Source organism: Ruminococcus bromii (assembly GCF_928721825.1).
Lineage (GTDB): Bacteria > Bacillota > Clostridia > Oscillospirales > Acutalibacteraceae > Ruminococcoides > Ruminococcoides bromii.
Window position 1 is genome coordinate 576,565 of record NZ_CAKMVP010000003.1, and the last position, 25,129, is coordinate 601,693.

Annotated in this window: 23 protein-coding genes, 1 tRNA gene and 1 other RNA gene; 5 read left to right on the forward strand and 20 right to left on the reverse strand. The window is 39.9% G+C overall.

The features are described 5' to 3' along the window. Positions 1-3: 3 nt before the first annotated feature. The 10 genes from QDI94_RS03000 to QDI94_RS03045 all read right to left on the reverse strand — a co-directional run bounded on the left by QDI94_RS03000 (position 4) and on the right by QDI94_RS03045 (position 8,846). Entirely contained in the window at positions 4-654 is a 651-nt protein-coding gene (locus QDI94_RS03000; protein ID WP_278867013.1) for a flagellar basal body-associated FliL family protein, read from the reverse strand. After that, a complete protein-coding gene (locus tag QDI94_RS03005; protein WP_278475846.1) occupies positions 651-1,604 on the reverse strand; it encodes a DUF624 domain-containing protein in 954 nt (317 codons plus the stop codon). Before QDI94_RS03005 ends, QDI94_RS03000 begins: the two co-directional genes overlap by 4 nt. A 14-nt stretch (positions 1,605-1,618) precedes the next feature. Continuing rightward, positions 1,619-2,287: a stage II sporulation protein M gene (locus tag QDI94_RS03010; protein ID WP_278867016.1), complete on the reverse strand. Its 669-nt coding sequence runs from the start codon at positions 2,285-2,287 to the stop codon at positions 1,619-1,621. A 73-nt stretch (positions 2,288-2,360) separates the two neighbouring features. Continuing rightward, a complete protein-coding gene (gene proC / locus QDI94_RS03015) occupies positions 2,361-3,161 on the reverse strand; it encodes a pyrroline-5-carboxylate reductase (protein WP_278867018.1) in 801 nt (266 codons plus the stop codon). 29 nt (positions 3,162-3,190) lie between these two features. Beyond that, on the reverse strand, positions 3,191-5,638 hold the full coding sequence (locus QDI94_RS03020; protein WP_278867020.1) for an SH3 domain-containing protein: 2,448 nt from the start codon (positions 5,636-5,638) through the stop codon (positions 3,191-3,193). A 36-nt stretch (positions 5,639-5,674) separates the two neighbouring features. Beyond that, positions 5,675-6,232 carry a hypothetical protein gene (locus QDI94_RS03025; RefSeq protein WP_278867023.1) on the reverse strand — a complete coding sequence of 186 codons (558 nt, stop codon included), beginning with the start codon at positions 6,230-6,232 and terminating at the stop codon, positions 5,675-5,677. Between the two features lies 1 nt (position 6,233). Further along, a complete protein-coding gene (locus QDI94_RS03030) occupies positions 6,234-6,839 on the reverse strand; it encodes a J domain-containing protein (RefSeq protein ID WP_278867024.1) in 606 nt (201 codons plus the stop codon). Then, entirely contained in the window at positions 6,832-7,695 is an 864-nt protein-coding gene (locus QDI94_RS03035; protein ID WP_278867025.1) for a DUF5685 family protein, read from the reverse strand. Before QDI94_RS03035 ends, QDI94_RS03030 begins: the two co-directional genes overlap by 8 nt. A 120-nt stretch (positions 7,696-7,815) precedes the next feature. After that, entirely contained in the window at positions 7,816-8,022 is a 207-nt protein-coding gene (locus QDI94_RS03040; RefSeq protein ID WP_278867027.1) for a hypothetical protein, read from the reverse strand. Between the two features lie 731 nt (positions 8,023-8,753). Next, positions 8,754-8,846 (reverse strand) — tRNA-Ser (locus QDI94_RS03045). Between the two features lie 173 nt (positions 8,847-9,019). On the opposite strand from QDI94_RS03045, the gene QDI94_RS03050 reads away from it, so the two are divergent. Next, positions 9,020-9,712, forward strand: coding sequence for a cohesin domain-containing protein (locus tag QDI94_RS03050; RefSeq protein ID WP_278867030.1), 693 nt, complete (start codon positions 9,020-9,022; stop codon positions 9,710-9,712). 12 nt (positions 9,713-9,724) lie between these two features. Here the strand turns inward: QDI94_RS03050 and QDI94_RS03055 are convergent, their stop codons facing one another. From QDI94_RS03055 to QDI94_RS03090, 8 genes are all read right to left on the reverse strand, one after another. After that, on the reverse strand, positions 9,725-10,627 hold the full coding sequence (locus QDI94_RS03055) for a TIGR01212 family radical SAM protein (RefSeq protein WP_278475850.1): 903 nt from the start codon (positions 10,625-10,627) through the stop codon (positions 9,725-9,727). A gap of 216 nt (positions 10,628-10,843) precedes the next feature. Next, the gene (locus QDI94_RS03060; protein ID WP_101028535.1) at positions 10,844-11,527 is read right to left on the reverse strand and encodes a hypothetical protein; all 684 of its coding nucleotides are present in this window, start codon (positions 11,525-11,527) and stop codon (positions 10,844-10,846) included. A gap of 8 nt (positions 11,528-11,535) precedes the next feature. Then, entirely contained in the window at positions 11,536-12,195 is a 660-nt protein-coding gene (locus QDI94_RS03065; protein WP_278867034.1) for a TIGR03936 family radical SAM-associated protein, read from the reverse strand. Then, entirely contained in the window at positions 12,170-14,026 is a 1,857-nt protein-coding gene (locus QDI94_RS03070; protein WP_278867037.1) for a TIGR03960 family B12-binding radical SAM protein, read from the reverse strand. Before QDI94_RS03070 ends, QDI94_RS03065 begins: the two co-directional genes overlap by 26 nt. Before the next feature lie 12 nt (positions 14,027-14,038). Continuing rightward, complete coding sequence (locus QDI94_RS03075; protein WP_341460956.1) at positions 14,039-14,647, reverse strand: site-2 protease family protein; 609 nt, start codon at positions 14,645-14,647, stop codon at positions 14,039-14,041. After that, a complete protein-coding gene (locus QDI94_RS03080; protein WP_021883037.1) occupies positions 14,622-15,002 on the reverse strand; it encodes a hypothetical protein in 381 nt (126 codons plus the stop codon). Before QDI94_RS03080 ends, QDI94_RS03075 begins: the two co-directional genes overlap by 26 nt. A gap of 51 nt (positions 15,003-15,053) precedes the next feature. Continuing rightward, positions 15,054-16,436 (reverse strand): MATE family efflux transporter, encoded by a 1,383-nt coding sequence (locus QDI94_RS03085; RefSeq protein WP_021883036.1) that lies wholly within the window; start codon positions 16,434-16,436, stop codon positions 15,054-15,056. Positions 16,437-16,467: 31 nt separating this feature from the next. Beyond that, on the reverse strand, positions 16,468-16,938 hold the full coding sequence (locus QDI94_RS03090; protein ID WP_101028541.1) for a VanZ family protein: 471 nt from the start codon (positions 16,936-16,938) through the stop codon (positions 16,468-16,470). Positions 16,939-17,134: 196 nt separating this feature from the next. Between QDI94_RS03090 and QDI94_RS03095 the strand changes: the two genes are divergently transcribed. The 3 genes from QDI94_RS03095 to QDI94_RS03105 are packed head-to-tail and all read left to right on the forward strand — an operon-like array spanning position 17,135 to position 20,483. Further along, positions 17,135-17,611 carry a COG2426 family protein gene (locus tag QDI94_RS03095; protein WP_021883034.1) on the forward strand — a complete coding sequence of 159 codons (477 nt, stop codon included), beginning with the start codon at positions 17,135-17,137 and terminating at the stop codon, positions 17,609-17,611. Positions 17,612-17,661: 50 nt separating this feature from the next. Then, complete coding sequence (locus QDI94_RS03100) at positions 17,662-18,894, forward strand: aminoacetone oxidase family FAD-binding enzyme (protein WP_278867042.1); 1,233 nt, start codon at positions 17,662-17,664, stop codon at positions 18,892-18,894. Beyond that, complete coding sequence (locus tag QDI94_RS03105) at positions 18,891-20,483, forward strand: NAD(P)/FAD-dependent oxidoreductase (RefSeq protein WP_278867045.1); 1,593 nt, start codon at positions 18,891-18,893, stop codon at positions 20,481-20,483. The genes QDI94_RS03100 and QDI94_RS03105 overlap by 4 nt, the downstream gene beginning before the upstream one ends. Positions 20,484-20,635: 152 nt before the next feature. Here QDI94_RS03105 and QDI94_RS03110 read toward each other — a convergent pair whose 3' ends face one another. After that, positions 20,636-23,233, reverse strand: coding sequence for a starch-binding protein (locus QDI94_RS03110; protein WP_278867048.1), 2,598 nt, complete (start codon positions 23,231-23,233; stop codon positions 20,636-20,638). 224 nt (positions 23,234-23,457) lie between these two features. Next, positions 23,458-23,803, reverse strand: an RNA gene (gene rnpB / locus QDI94_RS03115) — RNase P RNA component class A. A 116-nt stretch (positions 23,804-23,919) separates the two neighbouring features. Here rnpB and QDI94_RS03120 point away from each other — a divergent pair. Next, positions 23,920-25,092: an NAD(P)-dependent malic enzyme gene (locus QDI94_RS03120; RefSeq protein ID WP_046432075.1), complete on the forward strand. Its 1,173-nt coding sequence runs from the start codon at positions 23,920-23,922 to the stop codon at positions 25,090-25,092. Positions 25,093-25,129 lie beyond the last annotated feature (37 nt).

The following is a 25,129-nucleotide window of genomic DNA, read 5'->3' on the forward strand; positions in this document are numbered from 1 at the left end:
TAATTACTTGAACGATACAGTAATACCACCAAAGTTTACTGTAAATTCTTTAGGAACATTACCGTTCCACTCTGTTACGGCGGCAATTACATTCTTATCGTTTGAATATGTAATTATTATGTTATTGCCCTCAACAATATACGCACCCGAATTTGCCGAGGTATTTGTAATACCGTCAATGAAAGTTCCGTCCTCGTTAAAAGTGAAGCCGCCGCCTGAATATGCCGAACCGAAAAGATCCCTCAAAGATACCTCTTCGGATGAATTTTCATCTTTTGCATAATACGGAACGAGGGTGGCGCTGAACTTTGGCTTTTGCTCTTCACCGTTTATAGTAGGAACAACAATTTCACTGTCATTATCAGAAGATTCTGAAGTAAATCCCTGTTCTGTCGGCTCTTGAGAAGTCACACCTGATTCGGCTGCAGGCTGTGTGGGTTCGGACGCAGAACCAGAAATATTCTGTGTTGAGTCTGTATTAACAGCGGTTGTGGAAATAGCCGATGTCGGTACTGTTGTTGCAGAATTATCATTCTTACCTGAAAAATTCATAAACAGGGTGACTGCACCGGCTATCAATGCAACAAGTACAACAGCACAAATAACTATTATCAACGGTTTTTTTGAACTATTAGCAGCGTGTCTTCCGCTCATTTTAAATTCTTCCTTTCTTCAGCTTCTTTTTTAAGTTTTATCAGATAGCTTCTTTTCATCATTTTTCCGTGATAGAAAATAAATTCATCACCGTCAGCAGATTCGTCTATTTCAAGATCCGAATAATCTTCTGCAACAGGTTCTTCTTCGTCATCACAAAATTGACCTTTGCGTCTGTTCTCCATTTTCTTATCAATTGTTTTGCTTTTTGAATCCCTATCAACAATCATTGAATACATATTCTTATAAACAGCTGAATTAATTATAAAAGACAAAATTGACGGAACAATGAACAATGCAAGAACAATTGTTAAAATGATGAGCAGTACCGGAGTAAAGCTGCACATAAGCACGGTTGCGCAAACAAGGAACAGAATCAAAATTCCAAATACTGCAAACAGATTATGTTTAAGCTCGCCGAATGTCATAAGTGCGCTGTTTTTATAAATATCTTTCATTGAAATGTCAAATGTGACCGTCATAGGAGATACATAAAAAAACATAAACAAAAAGAAAACAGCAATCAGAATACATAAAGCAAGAGGAACATAAAACATTCCGTTTTTTGAACCGAGTCCGAGATAAAGGACGATTGAATAATAGCTGATAAACACAGCGGCATACATAACGATTCCGTGAACAAGAAATCTGAGCCAGTTTTCTTTTATTCCGCCAATAAAATTCGGCAAAATATCAACATTTTCCTCTCCCCTTACCATATGGGAAGTAACCTGAGTAACGCCGGCATAAAACGGAAAAAGCGGAATCACCGTGAGAAAATAGATGAACATTGAGTTCAATCCGGTTACGATGTTTATTAAATAGAAAATTCCGAATATAACTGCAAAAGGAACTGCAAAAAGCAGATTTGTGAACAAAAGTTTTGGTAAATTGTGAAACAATGACGAGAAAAATCCTGTCAAAGCTACAGCGTTCTTCTCTGATGCCATAGCGCCCTCCAAAATCAGAAATTAAATGTTCCGGAAAACAAACACCATAATGCCGTGTCAAGCAAAGCTGAACAAAAAGTCATTATAAGTGCCGAAACAGATTTGGAACAATAATCAATCACCTCATTTTTCAAAGAATTAACTTGATGAGAGTGACCGATTAAGCTAAAGAACATCTGCTTTGAAATCACAAAAGCAGATGCAGACAGCTTTACGAGTGCAAGGCTGAACAAAAATGTTCCGGGAAGCACCACGAGCAGATAAAAGCCCGCACCCTTAAATGAATATGTAACCATAAGATAAGCCGCTGTCAGTCCGGTTCCAAAGCCTTTAAACGCCGAAACAAACGGTAAAAATGGGATTCCCCACGGTGCAAGTCCCAAAAGGAACACAACACTCAAAAACATAAAATCAGACGCAAAGCAGGCACAAAAAGTGCCGACGGCATTCTGTGCAAGTCTTGCATCAAGATTGGTTGTAAAAAGAAAATCAAGTGAATTAAGCATCTGAAAGTCGGCTTTTGAAGCATAAATCGAACCGAAAACAAGCCCTGCAAGAAATGCCGAAACAAAGATAAGCTCAACTGCATACCGTCTTATAAAATATCGAACATCTGACGGTGAAATCCCCTTTGGTCTGCGAAAAAAATAACGCTTTTTAAAAGAAAATACAATGCTTTTCATAAAACACATTCCTCTCGTTGGTTGTCCGTTAAAATATATGAGGAACATATCCGTTTTATGTTATTGGCAGGGATTATTTACCAAGCTCCTCTGCCATCTTTGTACAAGCGTCCATACCATCAAGAACAGCCTCATAAAAGCCGTGTTCTTTAAGCTTATCCATTGCGGCAATTGTAGTGCCGCCTTTTGAACAAACTCTGTCAATAAGAGTTTCAACAGGTTCGCCGCTCTCACGAAGCATTGCTGCCGAGCCCTCAAGTGTTGCGCAAACAAGATTCATAGCCTTGTTATAGTCGATTCCGCAATTCGCTGCGTAGTCAGCCATAGCCTTGGCAAAAAGATAAATATATGCCGGACTGCTGCCGTTTACCGCAATGATTTCATTCATATGACTTTCGTCGATATATTCGCAAATGCCACTGCCTGCAAACATATTATAAACAATCTTTTTGTCATCTTCACTTATATTGTCAGACGGACAAAGTGCTGTAGCACCCTTTTTGAGCAAGAGAGGCGTATTAGGCATAACCCTTACAACAGGGCAGTCACATCCAAGACCTTTTCTTACATATGCAATAGATATGCCTGCGGCAATTGATACTACGGTTTTGGCTGTTGTAATGCTGTTTTTGAGGGACTCAAGAACCTCGGGATAATTCTGCGGCTTGACTGCAAGAACAACAATTGAACTGTTCTTTGCTATTTCATCGGCAGATGTCATTACATTTGTACCCATATTTTTCATAGCGGCACACTTTTCTTCGCTTACATCAAAAACATTGATAAAATCAGCCTTGCCGTCATTTTGTGCCATAAGACCTTTTATAATGGCTGTTGCCATATTGCCTGCACCTATGAAACCTATTTTTTTCATTTTAAGACCTTCTTTGCAAAAAATTAATATCAGATACCGAAACTCGGGTTTGAGTAACATGAGAAATGGAATTTGTGATAATTGTGCTGACCGTCACGGTCATAATCGCCGTAGAGGAATGTTTCCACCTCGTCAACTCTTCTGTACAAAAGTCCCCAATAACAGGAGCCTGCCGCATGATGATACTGTAAAAGTGCGTTGACGAGCTTCTGCTTGTTCACATTATTCAAATTCCTTGAACCGCCGGACACAGTAACATAGTCTTTGTGTATATATCCTTTTTTCCCATTAGAGAGCTTAACCTTATACCAGTTTTTATTATGAAGCTTGCCGTCAACAAAGGTAAGCTTTGTTCCGTTGTTCATACGGGTAACAACAGAATAATTTGTTCCGGCACCGCTTCTGAGGTTTACATCGGACGCGCTTACACTTCCCGACGCACCAGCTTTTATTGTTCCGCTTGAACCTGTGTTAAGAAGAACAGCCCGAAGCTCCGAGTCGTTATAGAACACTCCGCTGCCAACATTATAAGCAAAGCAAACGAGTGCGTCAAACTGCTGTTGATTGAATTTTACGCCGTTATTTATAAGAAAAGAATTTGTTGTTGTAGTATATCCGCCCTTGTTTACGGTTTGACAAAGATAAGCGTAAGCCTGATTTGTTGTAATGTTATTGTAGAACTGCTCTCCAGAGATTACAACCTTGCCGTAACCGAGTGTAGGATCGGTTGTGATGCTGTCTGCCGTAACCTTTGACAAAAATCCCTCATAGTTTGCAATAAGCTTAATTACTTCGTCACTGGCTCTGCGTTCGCCGCAAGCGGCTGTTGTTTTATTGGTTGTTGAGGTTACAAACACCTCACCCGCACCGCCGCCTTTTGTGGTGTAATATTTCGATTCGGTTTTAAACTTTGAGTATGCCTTTACAGACCATTTACCTGACTTTGAAAGCTTTTGAGTACCTGTCCATATGTAGGAATTACCGTCCTTAACCTTGTTTTTTGCGGTAACTTTATATGATGTAGAGCCGTTTGTAACAACAAAATACACGCCTACCCTGTCTGTGTCGGTAATAGCCTTAAAGCTAACGGTTGAATTAAGCGGAGCGGAGTTTGGTGACGCATAGCAGAAACGCACGCTTTCCCTCGGCATAACATGGATAAGACAGGTTGCCGCACCGTATGATGTTGAGGCTGTGATTGTTACATAACCCTTCCCCACAGTATCAACAACACCGTTCTTAACTTTGGCAATTTTAGTATTAGAGCTTGACCATGTTACACCGCCTGTACTTGATTTTAAAAGCATTGACTTCTGCCACGGAAGATTTACATTGCTGTTTGAAATATTAACCTTTGAACCTGACTTGACTGTAATTTTGCAGACCGCAGAATGTGAACCGCACTTAGCTGTGATTGTTGCAGAACCTGCTTTCTTGGCTGTTACAATACCACGAGAGTCAACGGTTGCAACGCCTTTATTTGAGCTTGACCAAGAAACCTTTCCCGACGCTGTTGCAGTAATTGCAAATCTGTTGCCTGTGAAAATTGATTTGCTTGATACGGAAAGTTTAACAGACGAACCTGTTGACGGTTTTGCGGTTGTAGGCTGAGTCGTTGTAGGATGTGTCGTTGTAGGATGTGTCTGACCGTCCATCTTAACATAGTCTTTTTTTACATAACCTGTTTTTGAATTTGAAGTAAGCCTGATATTATACCAATCTTTGTTATAAAGCTTTGTGCTTACATAGGTAAATTTAGTGTTTGCTCTCATACACTCAACAACCGAATACCCTGTTCCGGCACCGCTTCTTAGATTTACATAATCACCTGTTACATGACCTTTTACGCTTGATGAAGATGTTGTAGGTTGAGCAGTCGGCACGGTAGCTTTTTCAGTCGGCTGTGTCTGACTGACCTTCTTTACATAATCTTTCTTTATGTAACCTGTCTTAGAGGTTGAAGTTACTTTAATTTTATACCAGCTCGAGTTGTATAGCGATGTGCTTAGAAATGTAAATTTTGTGTTTTTTCTCAGGCAACTGACAACAGAATAATTTGTGCCTGCTCCGCTTCTCAGATTAACATAATCGTCGGAAACATAGCCTGTTACGCTTGATGCCGTTGTCGAAGAACTTACGGCAACATATTCCTTTGTAACATAGCCTGTCTTTGAATTTGAGGTAAGCTTGATTTTGTACCACTTTGAGTTATAGAGCTTTCCGTCAACAAAAGTAAATTTTGTGTTCTTTGCCATACATGTGACAACCGAATATTTTGTGCCTGCACCGCTTCTCAGATTTACATACGACGCATTTATATAGCCTGATGCGCCTGCTGATACGCTTGCGGAAACCTCCTCGGTTGATTGAGCCGCATTAGCCGAAAATGCAGTTATTGCAACAACACCTACCGATACTGCCATAAGAACCACAAGGACTATGCAGACTATGCGTACAAACAGTTTTTGTTTTTTCATTTGAGTCCACCTTCTCAAAACTTCTCTGATTTATAATTACTTATGAAAATTTCCGAATATTTTTCCTCTTAATCTGCGCACATACTGTGTAACAAAAACAGAAATTGCGTAATCATAGAGCAAAAAGAAAATATTTCCTGCAATCAAAAATATCCACGGAACATAGAAACCGAAAATTGTAAATTCATCGCTCGGAATTGATAACAGCCATGTTGCTGCAAAGAACGAGCCGATAGCTGCAGCGTTGAAAACTGCAAATTTTAATATATATTGAATGACCTTGTTTTTGATTTTAAATTCAAAAGCGCCCTTAAGAATAGGATAGTAACCAAAAAGTGCAGCAAAATAGACGACAGCCTCTTTATCGCCTGCAAGAAGCGTTGAAAGCACGGCAGTTACACAAAACACACCGATTGCCCATCCGTAGCCGTATTCAACAACTATACAGGAAATAAGGATTCCTGCAAGGCAGGGTAAGGCATAAGTTCCTATCGGAATAAGTGATGTCATCATCATAAAAACAAGTGAAAGCGCCGCAACAATTCCACAAACCGCAATACGCATCGTACCCTTTTTGATGCCGTTGTTCTTCATACTAACATCCCATCCTGCAACAGTCACACAAACAGTTTGCACACATCATACCTGCACACACATCGCAGAAGGACGAGCCTGTTGCATTAGGGTTTGTCTGTGTGTAACCGCCGTAGTTATATGCTCTTTGGTTTTGCATATTGTTAAGAGCGGCTTGATATTCTTTATTATCCCGATCCATATTGCAGGCAGTTGTAAAGTATGAAAATGCCTGCTCCGACCAACCTCTTCGGTACGCAATCATTCCTTTAAGATAGTACCATTCGGCTGTTCTCATTGACTGAGCCGTGTTTTCAAGAATCTGATCAGCCTGATCAAGAAGTCCGCGCTGAATGTAAATTCTTACATTGTAAAACTGTGAGCTTGAAGAATTTGCGTTATATGACGAACTGCCTGTTGAGCCTGTACCCTTACCATTCTGACGCATCTGATTGATCATATCGTATGCCTCATTAATTTCCTTCATTTTCTGCTCTGCAACATCCGCAAGAGGGCTGTCGGTGTAGTTATCGGGATGATATTTTTTAGCAAGGTTTCTGTATGCTGCTTTTACTTCTTCATCGGTAGCTGTTTCAGACACACCGAGAACCTCATATGGATTATTCATTATTGACCTCCGTATCAAGTTTGCTTGTTACTCTGTTTTGTGATGCAGGAAATCCCAAAAGCATCATATTATCTAAAATTCCTTTAAAATCGGTAAAATTCATAAGATTGTAGGCATCATATGCCCTCGCAAGCGATTGATTAAGCACCGCAGCAATAAAATCCGCCGATTTTACCTCCCCTGTTTTCTTATTTACAAACGGATTGAACCCATTAGATTCAATATCTTTTTTTAAATCGTCTGCTGCATCCACAAGATAAATCCATCTGCCAAGCTGATAGCCAAATTCATAAAGGACTCTTTTTTGAATTTCATCGTGAGCCTCAGCCGAAAACAGAGTTGCAAGCATTAAGGCGGTTGGATGAGCCGACATATCAACAGATGGGTTTTCCGAATGTTCCGCATCATACTGCATATTCATCATATCAGAAACCGCTTTGTCCATATCTGGATACTTATCTGCTGCCTTTTTCCTCTGATGAGAAAAGAAAGGCTTTACGATTCTGCACAAAAGCTTTTTAAAAAATCCGCCGTCCTGAATATCATCAATGATTTTGTAATAAACCGATATCATTGAAAATGCGGCAGCTTTGCCGTATGCGTCGCCTTCGTCTGTGGCAAATTTACATTTTTTCAGCGGATTGCATGTGCATCTGCCGTCTTTGAAGCCTTTGCAGGAGCGGTTAAGCGACATTAAGAACATTGCATAAAATGTACAGTCATAGCTTAGCGTAAATCTTGTAAGCCCGGAGTAATCCTTACCCATTTGCCTGCAAAGCCCGCAATACACGGCCTTATAAGCCTCGGCTTCACGGACAAGCAGTTCACTTTTTTGAATCTGCAAATAACCAAACACAGATTTTCTCCTTTATACAATGATACATAATGTATTATACAACAAAACAGCGTTAAAAGCAACAGAATGAGGATATATTCTTTAAATAAGTCTATGGATGCTGTAAATCGTATTCAATTTCTACCGCATTTCCTTCATACTCGAGAAATATTCCGTCGTTGGTGTGCTTCTCTTCGTTTTCTTTTGCTTTTCTTCCCTTTCAATGAAATCAAGAACCTCGTCAATGCTCAGTTTGACATTCTCGTTATCAGATGTTATCATTTCGTTGGAGGCAAGTTTGTCAGTAGTTTTCGCACCTTCGTGGTGTGGTTCTACGGTTGGGGGCAAACTTGCCTCCTTTATTACTTGCACTGCTTTTTCAAAGCTGTACTTGACTGCACCCTGATTCTGTGATTTAATAATTTCAGAGAATCCATACTTGAAACTAGGCAGAGGCAATTGGAGCCCATTACCCGTTAGCCAAGTATGGGTTCTCTTTTCATTTAGTTCAACATACATGCCTGATTGACCGATTCGTTTATCCTTGCCCACGCTCATTCCGTGTTCGGCAATTTTTTTATTGACTTATAAATTTGAAGGTGTTATTATTCAGTTGTAAGATAAAAAATGTGGTTTGAATCAAAGAAAAACTGTTTGAATACTCCGAAGATTTAATTGGCAATGCAAAATATACTGCTCCGGATTTTTCGGAGATAAAATAAAAACACGCCTGATTTCCAGCGTGTTGGGAATATTATTTATATTGAATTTTGAATGGCAGTAACTTTGATTTGCTTTTATTGTAAATGTGATATGATTGACAGCACAACAACCTATGCTGAAGATTTAGGCAACTGCGTTGTCATTATTCGCAATGTTACTTGTTCAAGCAGGCTGCAACACCGAGAACGAGAAAATTACGGAATAACCGAACAATCAAAAGATAGCATAATTTCGTGTTGGATTTCGTGTTGGATTTTAAATCAAAAATCTAATTTTAACGCAAAAAAATGTTTTTAAAAAAACAGGCAAACAGCCGATAAACACTAAACATCGGCTTGTTTGCTCAGTTTTATATATGGCGGAGAGAAGGGGATTCGAACCCCTGATACGGTGTTCACCGTATACATGATTTCCAATCATGCTCCTTCGGCCAGCTCGGACATCTCTCCAAACGACCTGTTTATTATATCAAATGGAATCAGAAAAATCAAGTGAGATTTTGAAATATTTTAATTTTATGTGGCAAACTATGAAAAAACTATTTTCTATTACTTTAATTTTGATAGCTGTATTGCAAATATCTTTAACAAGTGCATTTGCGACTGAAAGCGTAAGTTTTGAAATGCAAAACGCGGATATTAAACCTAACAGACTGTTCAGTGTTGCACTTTCCGCAAAGTCTGTCAATCGACTTTCTGCCGCAACATTTGAATTTACATATGACCCCGATTATATTGAATTTAGAAAGGTTAAAACAGTAAATAATGGCTCAAAAATTCAGGTCAATAAGAAAAGCGGCAAGGTTAAAGTTGTTTTTCTCAATTCCGACGGTCAGAATATATCTGACGGAAGTGAAATTTTGTCTTTCACCTTTAAAACGCTTAAAACAGGAACAACATATATTGATTACACGGTTGAACAGTGTGTTAATTCAGATGTGAATTTTATAGATGTCGGAAGCTGCACAGCATCATGCGTCAGAATATATAAGAACGCTTCAGGTACCGTTGGCGGAGCTTCGATTTCATCAAATAATAATAAAAACAGTACACGGAGTACTATCGGAAAGGGCGGTAAAAGTAAACACCCGACCGAGCCTACAACCGTTAATGCCTCCGATGACAAATATATTGATTACAATCCAATTAAAGATAAGCAAATAAAATTCTTCCTTGCCGGCATGGGCATAACTGCGGGATGCTTGGCTGTTTTGGCTGTTGCGTATGCAATCGGTAAAAAAACGGCTCAGAAAAAAGCTGAAAAAGAGAAAAATCACAATGATAAAACTATTGAAAACAAGACTTCCGATGATTGATTCGGGAGTCTTTTACTTTGCTTTTCTTCCCTGTGTTATATCACGCTTTGTAAATTCACAGTTAATTGAATTTAAAACACGCTTTTTGTCGGCACTCCACATTGGTGCAACGAGCAGCTTTTTGTCGCCGTCGCCTGTTAAACGGTGAATTACAACATTTTCAGGCAACAGCTCTATGCAATCACAGAGAATATCAATATAATCCTCCATTGAAAGCACATCGAATTTTCCGTTTTCATAGTCATCACACAAATCTGTATTTTTTAAAATATGCAACAATTGCAGTTTGATTCCGTCCGTTTTATTGCCAACATATTTAACGGAATCAAGCATCATCTCTTTTGATTCATTCGGAAGTCCCGAAATAAGGTGTGTAATTACATTTACTCCGATTTTGTGAAGATTTTCTACAGCTGAATCATAAACAGAGAGCGGATACATTCGTCTTATATAATCTGCCGATTTTTCGTGAATTGTCTGCAATCCGAGTTCTACCCAGACAGGTTTTATCTTATTCAGCTTTTCAAGAAGACCTAACACATTATTTCCCAGGCAATCGGGACGGGTTGCGATTGAAAGAGCAACAATGTCGGGCTCTGAAATTGCCTCTGTAAAAATTTTTTCAAGATATTCGGTAGGTGCATAGGTATTTGTGAACGGCTGAAAGTATGCAATATACTTTTTGCAGTCTGATTTTTTTCTGATACGCTGTTTTGCCTGCTGAATTTGTTCATGAATTGAAAGAAGTGCGTCGGCGGCAAATTCTCCGGAACCTCCCCTGCTGCAAAATATACATCCTTTTGTTCCGAGAGTTCCGTCACGGTTTGGACAGGTCATATTGCCGTTAAGCGAAATTTTATACACTTTCTCGGCAAAGGTATTGTTTAAATATTTGTTTAAAGAGTAATAATTCATAACATCACCCGTAATTAAAAAGGCCGGCTGAAAAGCCGACCTTTGTGTCTTTCGACATATTAGAGAGGAAATCTATGAAAAGTTCTTGTAAGCTGATTACTTTATGATAAAGTGACTTGTTTTTGTCATTTCTTTATCTTACAAACATATAATAACTGCCTTATGTGACAGAAAATTGAACATTATTGTAAAGTAATGTGAAAGTTACTAATAAAATTAAGAAAACTTTCTGATGTATTCAAGAAATTTTTCATAGAGCTTGTCCTCAAGCTCTTCAAGTGTATTGTCTATACCGCCGTTAAAAAACATTTTGTTGTGCTTAGAAAGCGAAAGGTATGCACCAATCATACTCTTTCTGACCTCATCCTGCAAATCCTCTCCGAGTTCATTACCGCAGGAAAGACCGAGATAAATATTGCCATCAACAAGCTGTGACGCAACAGCGGCGTTTTTCAGTTCAAAGGAATTAAATCTGTGTAGTCCCGATGAAAACTCACGCAATGAGAACTCCTCTTCGCCTTTTTTATATTTCTTCTGTTTTTCAAGAAGCTCGTTTTCACATACTTCAAGCAAAAACTTATCTCCTGTGATGTATTCATGCATATAATCGGGATTGATAGCAAGAATATTGTAAAGCCTCATTGAATTAACAGCTGACTCAAGACACGAAAAAGACGCAAACTGCATATTGCTGTCATTCAGCTTGATGAAGCTGTACATATTTTGAAAAACTGACTTATTGACAACAAGCAAAACCAGTCTTTCACTCTCACGCATATCTGACAAAAGAGGGCTTGTCAGGTACGACATAGTGAATTTATACGACTTATTTACATAGTCACTCAATAAATTTAAAAATCCGTTTAAAAAATCGTTTTCTCTTATTGTAAATTCAAACATATATTCACCTATCTAAATAATTCCATATCTGCGTTGTAGAGGTCATTTCTTGTGATGTCGGTATCACAGGAAACCAAAAAACGGTTTTCAAAAGCCGATATAAGCAGATTCGGGTTTACATTGTCGGAACTGCCTGCCGACAAAACAACATCAAGTTCTGTAAAGTCGAACTTATCGGTTACTGCAAAGCTCTTTATACCCTGTTTTATGTCAACGGTTTTGATGCCTTTTTTAGATTTCTTTTCAACTTCAATACTTTCGCTTGTCAGCAGTTCTTTGAGTTGTTCGCATAATGTACGGGAGTTTTCACCGTCACAGGAAATCTTGATTGTAAATGATGCAAAAGCAATCTTTCCGGCTTTCATAACGGGTTCCGTTACATCAAACACACGAAGTCCTCTGGGCAGACAGCCGTTAAGCCTTGAGATGATTTCTTCAAACGGAAAGCTTTCATCCTCAAGCTTGACATCCATACATTCGTTTACACCTCTGAAACCAAGCGAAAGCGGCAACGGGAAAGTTGCAAACGGATGCGGGTTAAATCCCTCTGTATGCCAGATAGGGATTTTGCTCTTGTGCAATGCACGGAGCATACATCGATTGAGATCAAGGTGCGAAATATAGCGACATTCAAAATCTTTTTTAAACCATATTCTTACGCTTTTCAAAACACACACCCTTTCCGTATTTAGCCGCACCGCAGTTATTGCATTTCAGTCTGCAATGCGGTGTTGTTGTATCTGCGTACGCTTTTTTACATTCTCTGATAAGGAAATCCTTAGTTACACCGTAGTCAATATGATCCCACGGAAGAATTTCGTCAAAACTTCTGCGTCTGTTTGCATAAAATGACGGATCAACACCGCATTCATCAAAGAGTTCAAGCCACTTTTCAAGGCTGAAACAATCATTCCAGCCGTCAAAATGAAAACCTCTTTCACATGCAAGCTCCATAACCTTACAGAGTTTTCTGTCACCCCTTGCAAATACTGCTTCAAGATAGCTTGTATCGGCATCGTGATAGTTAAACTGAATTTTTCTTGTTGTAATACTGTCCTTGATGTGCTGTTGCTTTTCATGAAGAACGGGAATTGTATCCTGCGGCTCCCATTGGAACGGTGTGAACGGTTTTGGTACAAAAGAGGATGCAGACACGGTTACACGCACCGACTTGCCCTTTGGCTTTTCGGGACATTTGTAATACGCATCAACTACAGACTGACCAAGGCCGGCAATTGCGGCGACATCGTCCATTGTTTCGGTAGGCAGACCAATCATAAAATAGAGTTTTACCGTAGTCCAGCCGCCTGCAAATGCAGTTGTGCAAGTCTGCAAAAGTTCATCTTCACGAACATTTTTATTGATAACATCACGCATACGCTGACTGCCTGCCTCCGGAGCAAAGGTAAGTCCGCTCTTGCGTACAGTTTTAATCTTATTCATAATGTCATCTGTAAAGCCGTCAACACGCAGTGACGGAAGTGAAATGCTGACTTTTTCGTCTTTGCTCCACTCATTTAGCTTGTCAAGCAACGGTACAATCTGACTGTAGTCACTTGAACTGAGTGAAGATAGCGAAACTTCATCGTAACCCGTGTTATCACATAATGCTCTGCATTGTTTATTTATAGTTTCGGGAGATTTTTCACGGACGGGACGGTAAATCATACCTGCCTGACAGAAACGACAGCCTCTTATACAGCCACGGAAAATTTCCTGAACCGCTCTGTCATGAACTATCTCAACGAGCGGAACTACAAAATTATCAGGATAGAACGACTTGTCCATATCAAGCATAATACGCTTGTGAATTTTAGCGGGAGCATCTCCTTTTGGAGTGAATGACTTGATTGTGCCGTCCTCGTTATATGTTACATCATAGAGTGCAGGAACATATACACCCTCAATTTTAGATGAGAGTTCTAGAAACTCCTGCTTTGATTTACCCTCAGCTCTGCATCTTCTGAAAAGTTTAATAACCTCAAGGTCAACCTCTTCTCCCTCACCGATGAAGAAAATATCGACAAAATCTGCAATCGGCTCGGGGTTGCAGGCACACGGTCCGCCTGCAACTACTATGTTTTTAAGTTCTTTTCTGTCACAGCTTTTAATCGGCACACTCGAAAGCCTGAGCATATTGAGCATATTTGTAAAGCTGAGTTCATACTGGAGAGTGAAACCGATAAAGTCAAAATCGGACACGGGATCTCCGCTTTCAAGCGCATAAAGCGGGATATTGTGTTTTATCATCTCTTCTTCCATATCAACCCATGGGGCAAAAACTCTTTCGCACCAAATGTACGGCACAGCGTTCATAAGGCTGTAAAGAATTTTCATTCCGAGATGGGACATACCTACCTCATAGGTATCGGGAAAGCAAAAGGCAAATCTGCAATCTACTTTCTTTTTATCCTTGATTACTTCGTTGAGTTCACCGCCGACATATCTGCCGGGTTTTTGAACCTTCAGAAGTAATTTTTCAACTTCTTTGCTGACCATAGAAATCCTCCGTCAGTAGTAGCCGTTGTTTCTGAACAAAAGTGACGCAATGAGATATATACACACAAACAACAGCGAAAAATTATATTTTGAATTTAGCAAGACCGTAAAGCCGAGTACCGTCAGCGGAAAAAGAATTATAAGAGCAGTTATATTTATGATTTTTTCAGCTGATTTTTCCGAGAATTTTCCGCACAGAATAACATACATAAGCTGTCCGCCGTCAAGCGACATAACCGGCAGCATATTAAAAAGCCCTGTGCAGAGATTCGCCATGGCAATCGGCAATAAAAATTCACTATTATATAAGTATAACAGATAAAACAGAATAAAACAAATGAAATTGACTAAAGGTCCGAAAAAAATTATAAAAATGTTCTGACGGGTTGTGTTTAACTGCCTTGAAGAGTTGATAATCTTGATTTCAAACAGCGAAATTTTGATTTTACCAGGCGGAGATTTACAAATGAGCATTGCAAAAAGATGACCGCATTCATGAATAATCACAGCCATAATGCAACATAGAAATCCTAAAAATATATTCAGTATCACACATATTGCTCCAAGACAAACGAGTGAATACGAAACCGTAAAATCAATGTTCAGCAGACGAAACTTCATCGCTTGTTGCAGTAAACAGGTTTGATAAATCTATTTTATTATCGCCCGTATCAAAAACAACGGATTTTTCAAGGTTTGAATAGTACCATTCCCGTGTTGCGGCATAGACCTCACCGCCAAATAAATTAAGCAAAAAAGCCGCAAGAGCTATAATAATACAACACACAAGTTGAATCGTTATCACAAGCTGTTTCGGAGAATTTTTCTTTTCATCACTATTTTCAGCCGATAAAGAGTTCACATCCTCCTCATCTAAATCAAGCTCATCCGATACCTTCGGGTATTCCGAATATGAAACAGATTTCCAGTCATCGTCATATGTAATGGTATTTCTGCTATCATTATTTTCTGTCAAAAAAATCACCTCAATGCAATATATGCAATGAGGTGAACAAATTTAACTGCGTCATTCAATCTTTTGGTCAAGGCTCTTGAAATCGCCTTTTGTAAGGTTGACAAAAAATGCAATTGCAAGCATTAACGAGAAAAATTCCGCAATCGGGAAAGCATACCATACGGCTGTATAATCAAACACCATAGAAAGCACCCACGCAATCGGAAGAATGAGTACAAGCTGACGGCAGAATGACATAATAAGACTGCGCAGTCCCTTTCCGACCGCCTGAAAAAGTGTTGTAAAGATAATGCCGGCAGCAGCAGGAATAAAGCAAAGGCTTATGATTCTGAATGCAGGGACACCGATATCCATAATATCCTGTGTGCCACCAAACATAGCAATAAGCTGTTCGGGGATTGTCCACATAAGAATTGTGCCGACCGCCATAATAATTACGCCAATGATGATGCCGCGCTTTAAAGCGGAATACATTCTCTTTTTCTTTCTTGCACCGTAGTTATAACCGATAATCGGCATTACGCCCTGATTGAGTCCGAAACAAGGCATGAATACAAAGCTCTGTAATTTATAATATATACCGAGAACAGTAACGGCAGCCTCCGAAACAGCAAGAATTGCATTGAGTCCGATAATCATAACGGAACCTATTGACTGCATAATTACAGACGGAAAGCCTACAACATAAATAGATTTCAATGTGGAACCATTCAATTTGAAATGTTTGAACGAAACTTTAACTTCGTTATTCTTAAAGAAAAGAATGCAAAGGCAGAAAACCATACCGCAGAATTGACCGAATACAGTAGCAATTGCCGCACCGAGAACGCCCATTTCAGGGAAAATTCCTATACCGAAAATCAGGAGCGGGTCAAAAATAATATTTACAATTGCACCGAAAAGCTGGGATAACATCGGGAATATCATATTGCCTGTTGCCTGAAGCGTTTTTTCAACCATAATCTGTACAATTGAAAAGAACGAGAAGCAAAGTACAACCGTCAGATACTGGATTCCGTAATTTACAATAGCCTCATTCTGCGTGTACATTGCCATAAACGGGCGAACCGCAAAAAGTCCGAGCAATAAAAATATTACATAATTAAAAATACAGGTTACAAAACCGTGAGTTGCTCCGTCGTTTGCCTGAACAAAATTTTTCTCACCTAATTTTCTTGAAACAAACGAGTTTACACCGACTGCCGTACCGGCTGCAAACGCAATCAAAAGCATTTGCAGAGGATACGCAAGCGAAGTTGCGGTCAGTCCGTCTGCGTCATAGTTGCCGATAAAAATACTGTCAACAACATTATACATTGCCTGAATTGTCATTGAAAAAATTGCAGGCAGACTCATTGTCAGAATTAGCCTTGTCATTGGCATAGTTCCCATTTTGTTTTCATGGGGCTTTACTGAATTTTCCATATTTCCCATACTGATTCCTTTCTTATTCGCATACATATAGTTAGTTGATCTTTCGTATCTTCCTGTAAATCCAAAATGCAACAAGCATTACAGCCGTACCAAGCAACACACCGAAAAAGTCAATCCACATATCGCTCACCTGTCCCGATCTTCCCTCAATCCCAAGCTGAATTGTTTCATCAACAAAACAGGTAAACAGTCCGATAGAAACGGTGTAGGGTACAAATTTTATCGGCTTGATTCGGTCAAATGAATAGGCACATGAACAGAGCAATGCTCCCAGAACGGTATATTCCGTAAAATGAGCAATCTTTCTGATTATGTGGTCCGAAAGATTCGGATCGATTCCGAAAAATTTCAAAATTACTGTGACAAAATCAAGGACGCTTTCACTCTCTTGTGCCGACTCAACTGACGGCATTGAAGAATGAATAAACGCAAATGCAATCACTGACGCGGTCAAAACAAACATAATTATTCTGAATCGCATTGAACAGGAATTCGTTTTCATCAAATCACTCCAAGATATATTTTACTGATTATCCCGTCAATGTCAACTTTAGAATAATTATTTATCATAATGTATAAATAAATCAAATTTTAAGGCTTTATTATGGAAGATTTTATCTTGCTCAAATATTGAAAAAAACTTTTAAATCTGTTATACTTATCAGGTATTGGCAAAATATAATTTCTAAGGAGCAAATATGTGGTATTTAATAGTATTTTTTATTTCAATGGTTCCGATAGTAGAAATCAGAGGTGCTGTGCCTGTTGCGGTTGCAAATGACTTAAATCTTTTTTGGACATATGTAATCTGCATTTTAGGCAATATGCTCCCGGTTCCGATTATCTACCTCTTTGCAAGAAAGGTTCTTGTTTGGGGTTCTGACAAGAAGTTTATCGGCAGATTCTTTTCTTTCTGTCTTGAAAAAGGCGAAAAAGGCGGCAGAAAACTTGAGGCAAAAGCAGGCAACGGAATGTTTGTTGCACTTATGCTTTTCGTAGGCATCCCTCTTCCCGGCACAGGCGCATGGACAGGAACACTTGCGGCAAGTATTCTTGACCTCGGATTTAAGAAAAGCGTTATAGCCGTTATGTGCGGTGTTGTTATCGCAGGCATTATAATGGGTATCGGTTCGGTACTTGTAGCAAACGGAATCAACTTTATTTTTGCTCCGTAAATAATTTTGGGCAGCACATCGCTGCCCTTATTTTTTGGTGAATTTATAAAATGGAAAAGAAACATATATATGACGCAATTATAATCGGCGGCGGTGCATCGGGACTTCTGTGTGCAATCACAGCAAAGAAACATGACCGTTCAAAGAAAATTGCAATAATCGAAAAAAATGACAGATTAGGCAAAAAGCTGATGTCAACAGGCAACGGCAGATGCAACCTGACAAATCACTGTATATCCCCCGATAAATATGTCGGTTCATTCAAAAAGCAAAGCGAGAAGATTTTTGAAAGATTCAGCGGTGATGAGATGGCGAATATTTTTAAAGATTTAGGTCTTTTAAGCTTTCACGATAACGAGGGCAGATACTACCCGATAAGCAAACACGCCGCATCTGTTCTGGATGTTCTGCGCTTACAGGTTGAAACACTCGGAATAGATGTTTTCACGGAACAGAATGTCAATTCTATAAAAAAATTTTCAAACGGTTTTAAAATTTCATCTGATGACAGCGAGAAAAAGTACGATTTCATATGTAACAAGCTTGTGATTGCAAACGGTTCAAAAGCCGCTCCTAAGCTTGGCGGAAATGCAAGTGCAATTGATTATCTTAAAAATTTCGGTCACAAGGTTGTTTCGTTCTCCCCTGCTTTATGCCCTGTTAAGGTTAAAAGCGATGTTCTGAAAATATTAAAAGGTCTGAGAGTTACGGGCAAGGCGCAGTTATACGGTGAACATGGTCGATTAATCAAGGAAGAAACAGGCGAAATTCAATTTACCGAGAATTCGCTGTCGGGAATTTGCGTGTTCAATCTTTCATTGTTTGCTAAACAAAACGACAAAATAGTGCTTGATTTATTGCCCGATTATTCGGAAAATGAGCTGATTAAAATAATCAGACAACATATATCATTGTTTTCTGATTTGCCGTGTGAACAGCTTTTGACAGGAATTTTTCAGAAGAGAATCGGACAGGCAATTCTGAAAATCAGCCGAGTTGATTTGTCAAAGATTTGTTCCAAGCTTTCAAAAGACGAAGTATCAGGAATTTGCAAAACAATAAAATCAATGTCATTTACAGTAAGCGGAAAAGAAGATTTTTCACACGCACAATGTGCTTTGGGCGGTGTTTTGGGCAAAGAGATTGACGAAAACACTATGATGAGTAAAATTGTAAAAAATCTTTTTGTATGCGGTGAGGCGATTGACCTTTGCGGTGAATGCGGAGGATTTAATCTTCATTTTGCATTTGCCGGCGGAATTATTGCAGGAGAAAATTTATGATCAGAGTAAGCAATATACATTTAAGCCTTGACTACGATGATAAATCGGTTCGCAAGGCAGTGGCTAAACAACTGAGAATTGAAGAAAAAGCCATAAAAAGCGTTAAGATTTTTCGCAGATCGGTTGACGCAAGAAAAAAGGATAATATCTACTTTCTTACAACCGTTGACGCTGAACTTAATATCAACGAGGAAAAGGTATGTAAAAAATGCGGTAACGCTCAAATTGCGAGAAAGTATGAATATAATCAGATGAAATTTGGCAATGCGCCCTCCCCTGTTATTGTCGGGGCTGGTCCGGCAGGATTGTTTGCGGCACTTATTCTGGCAAGAAGCGGTGCAAATCCAATTCTTATTGAAAGAGGTCGTGATGTTGACAGGCGAACTGCCGATGTGAACAGGTTCTGGACAAGCGGTCTGCTTGACACAACTTCAAATGTTCAGTTCGGCGAAGGCGGTGCGGGAACATTTTCTGACGGCAAACTAAATTCAGGTACAAAAGATATAAGACAACGCAAGGTGCTTGAAGAATTTGTAAGCCACGGCGCACCCGATGAAATTCTCTATAACGCAAAGCCACATATCGGAACGGATATGCTAAAAGGCACAATAAAAAATATCCGCAACGAGATTATTGAACTCGGCGGAAGGGTTATGTTTGAAACGAAGCTTGTTTCAATGGCTTTTAGTGATAACAAGCTTAAAGCTATAACTGTTGAAACCGAAAACGGCAATGAAATTATAGAAACAGACAATGTTATTCTTGCAATCGGTCACAGTGCAAGGGATACTTTTGAGATGCTTTATGATTTAAAGTTGCCGATTGAGGCAAAGCCTTTCTCGGTAGGAGCAAGAATTGAACATCTTCGTCAAAAAGTTGATAAGGCACAATACGGCAGGTTTGCGGGCAATAAAAAACTCGGCTCGGCAAATTATAAGCTGAGTACACACCTTGATAACGGACGGGGTGTGTATACGTTTTGTATGTGTCCGGGAGGCAAGGTTGTCAATGCATCAAGCGAAGAAAACAGACTTTGCACCAATGGTATGAGTGAATTTGCACGAAATGCCGAAAATTCAAATTCAGCGTTGCTTGTAGGAATAAACCCGGATGATTATGAATCCGACCATCCGCTTGCCGGAATGTATTTGCAGAGAAAGCTTGAATCAAAAGCATTCGTTGCCGGCGGTGAAAATTATAATGCACCCATACAAAGAGTTGACGATTTTCTTAATAACAGAAAATCCACACATCTCGGTGATGTAAAGCCAAGTATCGGTCCGAATTATGAATTTTCAAATCTGAACGAGATTTTGCCTGAATATGTCTGCACTTCTATGGCTCAGGGCATTGTGAAAATGGGCAGAATGTTACACGGATTTGATGACGGTGACGCTGTTTTGACCGGCGTTGAGAGCAGAAGCTCTTCCCCTGTCAGAATAATGAGAAAAACAGATACACTTGAAAGTGTACTTATTGAAGGATTGTATCCGTGCGGCGAGGGCGCAGGCTATGCAGGCGGAATTATCTCTGCAGCAGTTGACGGCATTAAATGTGCCGAAAAAATCATTGAAAAATCGAATAGATAAATAAACCGGCAGAAACTAATCGGATTGTTTACTGCCGGTTTATTTTGTATTGTGATTTCACCAAGAAATAATGCCGCCCCAATATAATGAAAAATCAAAAAGGCAAAAAGCACTTAATCAATGGGGCGGCTCTTATATAATCTTATTAAATTTTATTCAGAGTATTTACTCCACTGTCCGTTTGAGTAAATCATATTCACATCGGGGATTTTTAAATCACCTGTCTGTGTTGAACCGTCATTGAATATAGCGTAATCTACGCCGTCAGGAAGTTCAAATCTGTATGTATTGTTACCAATACTTTCCATAGCCTCACCCGGCCAGCTCATATAATTAGAATCTGTTGAACTCCATACATAAATATTCACTGTTGACCAGTTATCTGTATTATTGAAATAAACATAATTCTTTGTCTGAATTGAAGTCGGTTCGGTCGTTGGCTCTGTCACGGTTGTTGCAGGCTGAGTAGGTTCAATATTGCCTGTGTAAGTACCGCAGTATGAGTCTTCAACAGTAAGTTTAACAACATAAGCCTGAATTGAAGTTGCATCTTTAATCGAAATAACAGAATCTTTGTTTACATCAGCCGCAATGAGAGCATCATCACTTAAAGTCGATATGTGAGAAATATATCTTTGTGCTTCTGTTGAATCGCTGATTGTAATTGTTCCGTTTAAATCAACATCACCGATAAGAATCCTGTTTGAAGGTTCAGTTACCGGCTGAGTCGTGGCAGGCTGTGTTGTAACAGGCTGAGTCGTAACAGGCTGAGTTGTAGCAGGCTGTGTTGCGGTTGTTGGCTGAACAGTTGTGGTTGGAGCTGTTGTCGGCTGAGTAGGTTTTACAGTCGAATAGTTCTGCCAAGAACCGTTGCTGTAAATTTTATTACCGTCCGCAATCCTGAGGTCATCTGTCTGACTGTTGCCATTGTTGAAAATTACATATTCTGCACCATCAGGCACTTCAATATCAAAAATATCATTACCCTTGTCGGTCATTTTCTTGCCCGGCCATGATGTCATTTCTTTATTGTCATCACTCCAGAAATATGCATTGACCTTTGACCACTTTGTTGATGAGTTATCATAAGCAACAACCTTTACGGCATTCGGGTCTATTTTTGTATATGTATATGTTTCCGGATCGGATGTTGTCTTGCCGTCACTTGCCTTTACTGTTACTGTGGTTACTGTATCGTATGGAAGGTTTGTGCCGATTGTAATCTGCTGACCGTTTGTATAGTTTACAAATTCACCGTTATCTATTGAATACTGAGCATTTTTTGCGTCCTTGAAATTGAGTGTAAGTGTGAGCTCATCAGTATTGTAGTTTGTTGAACCCGGAGTTACCGACGCTGAAGGTTCTTCGGGTTCTGCTTCATAGACAACAGCTATACCTGATGAACCTATTGTACCTGAAATGGTGCTTGATGTAATTGTAAATGTGTTGCCTGAAACAGCGTCTGTGTATGTGCCGGGTTTAGCGTAACCGCCGCCGTTTTCTACCGATACTTCGCCGCTTCCGCTGCCTTTTACAATAACAGCACCGCCGTCTTTACGGGTAATTACAGAACAACCGTCTGATACAGTGTAGTAATCGGCTTTGCCGTCCATTGCATTATGGAACTTATTGATTTGGGCAACCTCACTGCTGGTGAAATGAGTTGAGCCTTTTTCTCCCATTTTGATACTTTCTTTGTTTGTTGAAGAAGGACGGGAAAAATAAAGAGCAGTAACCTTATTACGGCTTGCAGCAACCGCATAGGCACGGTCAATAACATTCTGACTCATTTCATTTGAAAAGCCCCAGTCTTTGTTGTTTGACCATGTATCATGGCTTTCACCCCAATAAAGAAGCTTATCGTTTGAAATGCCTTTTTCACTCCAGTTTCCGCTTGAATTAGGAGCTTTGCCCGAATTAAACGAATCACGGAGTTCTTTGCCGTAATTACTGTCTGTGACAGAAATATAATCGGTATACTCTTTCATAATGTCTTCATTGCCTGTCGAACGGTCATCGGGACCACCGAGAATTTCGCCGTAGTTATAAAGACCGTACTGTGTTACCGATTTCCAGAAATCGTCGCCCTCGCTCGGAACGCCAATGTGTTTTGCAGCGTCCCAACGAAGTCCGTCAACACCTACCGACTTGAGTTCCTGAACATAGTTGCAGACTTTTTGCTGAACATATGGATTTTCGGTTGCAATGTCCGGCATGCCAATCGAGCCGTGTGTTACCTGCCAACGGTTTTTCCAGTCAATACCTCCGCCGAAGGTATGCCAATACTCGGATGGCTTTAAATCGTCATCTATGTTGTTGTGATCGCCTCTCAAATGGTTAGCGACAACATCGACAATAATCTTGATTCCGTACTTTTCTGCCTCATCACAAAGCGACTGAAGTTCAGCCTTTGTGCCGACACCATTTGTTCCGATACTGAATGAAATTGGCTGATATAACCAATACCAAGTACCTGTTCCGTTTGGCTGTGCCGGAGAAGTCTGTATACTTGTAAATCCTGCTTTTGCAATTTTAGGCAATTCAGCCTTAATATCGTTATAAGTCCAGTCGAAACAATGTAAAATTACACCGTCCTGAATATTATCTTTGAGTCTGTACTTATTAGCCGATACGGTTGGCGAGCTTTCTGCCGCCTGAACACCGAGTGAACCGGATACAAAGGCAGATAGACTTGCCGACAGGATGCTCACGCTCAATATTGCGCTGAGTATTTTTGATTTTGTTTTCAAATTTTTACACACCTTTCAAATTAATTTCAAAACTCTACAATGTGTCGAATCAATCGACCGAAACCAATAAATTAAATCAATTTCAATAGGTTTCAGGCATAAAGTACGGTAAAGAGCAACACAAATGCAACGCTTTAAAACAGCAGGTTGCAAAAGCACATAATTTTTATACAAATTACCAAGATTCGACAATAATATTAAAGCACCCATAAAAGGTGCCTTAATATGCGACTGTGTCTATAAGCCGGGTTTTGTCGTGAACAGCCATCTATCTTGGCAGACCGTTACCGAATCTGCTCGATGCCACCTCCTAAGGACACGCCGAGCAAGCGCATAATGTCCTACCACGGTGTTGCTTCAAATAGGGTTTACACGGCAGAGCAGTTTCCTGCCCTCCGGTGAGCTCTTACCTCACCTTTCCATCCTTACCATATAATGGCGGTAATTTTCTGTTGCACTATCCCTGGAGTCGCCTCCGGCGGCCGTTAGCCGTTATTATTGCTCTGTGAAGCCCGGACTTTCCTCGCACAGTACCTTTCGGCAGCTGCTCGCAGCTGTTCAACACACTCACACATTTATTTTATACCTTTTTTGTACAAAAGTCAAATGAATTTTGTGATTTTTACTTGATATAACGGCTTTTTAGGGGTATAATGAGAGGGAATTTATTATAAGGAGTTACCGATATGGATATCAGAAAAGAATCACTCAAAAAACACTATGAGTGGAACGGTAAGATTGAAGTTGTTTCAAGAGTTCCGATTAACTCGGCTGAAGACCTCTCTCTTGCCTATACTCCGGGTGTTGCAGAACCGTGTCTTGAAATTCAGAAGGACTATGACAAGTCTTTTGAACTCACAAGAAGAAACAACCTTGTTGCCGTTGTAACCGACGGTACAGCTGTTCTCGGTCTTGGTGACATAGGTCCTGAGGCAGGTATGCCTGTTATGGAGGGCAAATGTGCGCTTTTTAAGGAATTCGGCGATGTTGACGCGTTCCCTATTTGCGTAAGGAGCAAGGATGTTGACGAAATTGTAAACGCAATTTACCTTATCAGCGGTTCATTCGGCGGAATCAATCTTGAGGATATTGCCGCTCCGAGATGCTTTGAAATTGAAAAGAAACTCAAAGAGAAGTGCGATATTCCGATTTTCCACGACGACCAGCACGGTACTGCTGTTATTGTTGCCGCAGGTCTTATCAACTCACTCAAGCTTGTTCACAAGAAGCTTGACGAAATCAAGGTTGTTATGAACGGTGCAGGTGCGGCAGGTATTGCAATTGCAAAGCACCTTCTCAATATGGGTGTAAAGGACATTACGCTTTGCGACAGTAAGGGTATTATCTGCAAGGGTGATCCAAGACTTAACGCTGTTAAACAGGAAATGGCTGAAATTACTAACCTTTCTCACCTTGAGGGCTCGCTTGCAGATGCAATGAAGGGTGCTGATGTATTCCTCGGAATTTCTGCCGCAGGTTGCGTAAGCGAAGAAATGGTTAAGTCAATGGCTAAGGATCCTATTCTTTTTGCTATGGCTAATCCGACTCCTGAGATTATGCCTGACATTGCTAAAAAGGCAGGTGCGGCTGTTGTAGGTACAGGCAGAAGCGACTTCCCTAACCAGATTAACAATGTACTTGCTTTTCCGGGTATTTTCAGAGGTGCTCTCGACTGCCGTGCAAGCGATATTAACGAAGAAATGAAGGTTGCCGCATCTTTTGCAATTGCTTCACTCGTAAGCGATGAAGAGCTTAATGCAGATTATATTCTTCCCGAGGCATTTGACAAGAGAATCGGCAAAACTGTTGCTGAGGCTGTTAAGAAGGCTGCAATTGAATCAGGCGTTGCAAGAATCTGATAAAGATTTGCAAATAAATATTTTAAGAGAAAGAAAA

What these genes read in the sequence shown, in the direction of transcription:
- QDI94_RS03000 (WP_278867013.1), bottom strand. Translation starts at nt 654, where the DNA reads ATGAGCGGAAGACACGCTGCTAATAGTTCAAAAAAACCGTTGATAATA.
- QDI94_RS03005 (WP_278475846.1), bottom strand. Translation starts at nt 1,604, where the DNA reads ATGGCATCAGAGAAGAACGCTGTAGCTTTGACAGGATTTTTCTCGTCA.
- QDI94_RS03010 (WP_278867016.1), bottom strand. Translation starts at nt 2,287, where the DNA reads ATGAAAAGCATTGTATTTTCTTTTAAAAAGCGTTATTTTTTTCGCAGA.
- proC (WP_278867018.1), bottom strand. Translation starts at nt 3,161, where the DNA reads ATGAAAAAAATAGGTTTCATAGGTGCAGGCAATATGGCAACAGCCATT.
- QDI94_RS03020 (WP_278867020.1), bottom strand. Translation starts at nt 5,638, where the DNA reads ATGAAAAAACAAAAACTGTTTGTACGCATAGTCTGCATAGTCCTTGTG.
- QDI94_RS03025 (WP_278867023.1), bottom strand. Translation starts at nt 6,232, where the DNA reads ATGAAGAACAACGGCATCAAAAAGGGTACGATGCGTATTGCGGTTTGT.
- QDI94_RS03030 (WP_278867024.1), bottom strand. Translation starts at nt 6,839, where the DNA reads ATGAATAATCCATATGAGGTTCTCGGTGTGTCTGAAACAGCTACCGAT.
- QDI94_RS03050 (WP_278867030.1), top strand. Translation starts at nt 9,020, where the DNA reads ATGCAAAACGCGGATATTAAACCTAACAGACTGTTCAGTGTTGCACTT.
- QDI94_RS03055 (WP_278475850.1), bottom strand. Translation starts at nt 10,627, where the DNA reads ATGAATTATTACTCTTTAAACAAATATTTAAACAATACCTTTGCCGAG.
- QDI94_RS03060 (WP_101028535.1), bottom strand. Translation starts at nt 11,527, where the DNA reads ATGTTTGAATTTACAATAAGAGAAAACGATTTTTTAAACGGATTTTTA.
- QDI94_RS03070 (WP_278867037.1), bottom strand. Translation starts at nt 14,026, where the DNA reads ATGGTCAGCAAAGAAGTTGAAAAATTACTTCTGAAGGTTCAAAAACCC.
- QDI94_RS03075 (WP_341460956.1), bottom strand. Translation starts at nt 14,647, where the DNA reads ATGAAGTTTCGTCTGCTGAACATTGATTTTACGGTTTCGTATTCACTC.
- QDI94_RS03085 (WP_021883036.1), bottom strand. Translation starts at nt 16,436, where the DNA reads ATGGGAAATATGGAAAATTCAGTAAAGCCCCATGAAAACAAAATGGGA.
- QDI94_RS03090 (WP_101028541.1), bottom strand. Translation starts at nt 16,938, where the DNA reads ATGAAAACGAATTCCTGTTCAATGCGATTCAGAATAATTATGTTTGTT.
- QDI94_RS03095 (WP_021883034.1), top strand. Translation starts at nt 17,135, where the DNA reads ATGTGGTATTTAATAGTATTTTTTATTTCAATGGTTCCGATAGTAGAA.
- QDI94_RS03100 (WP_278867042.1), top strand. Translation starts at nt 17,662, where the DNA reads ATGGAAAAGAAACATATATATGACGCAATTATAATCGGCGGCGGTGCA.
- QDI94_RS03105 (WP_278867045.1), top strand. Translation starts at nt 18,891, where the DNA reads ATGATCAGAGTAAGCAATATACATTTAAGCCTTGACTACGATGATAAA.
- QDI94_RS03120 (WP_046432075.1), top strand. Translation starts at nt 23,920, where the DNA reads ATGGATATCAGAAAAGAATCACTCAAAAAACACTATGAGTGGAACGGT.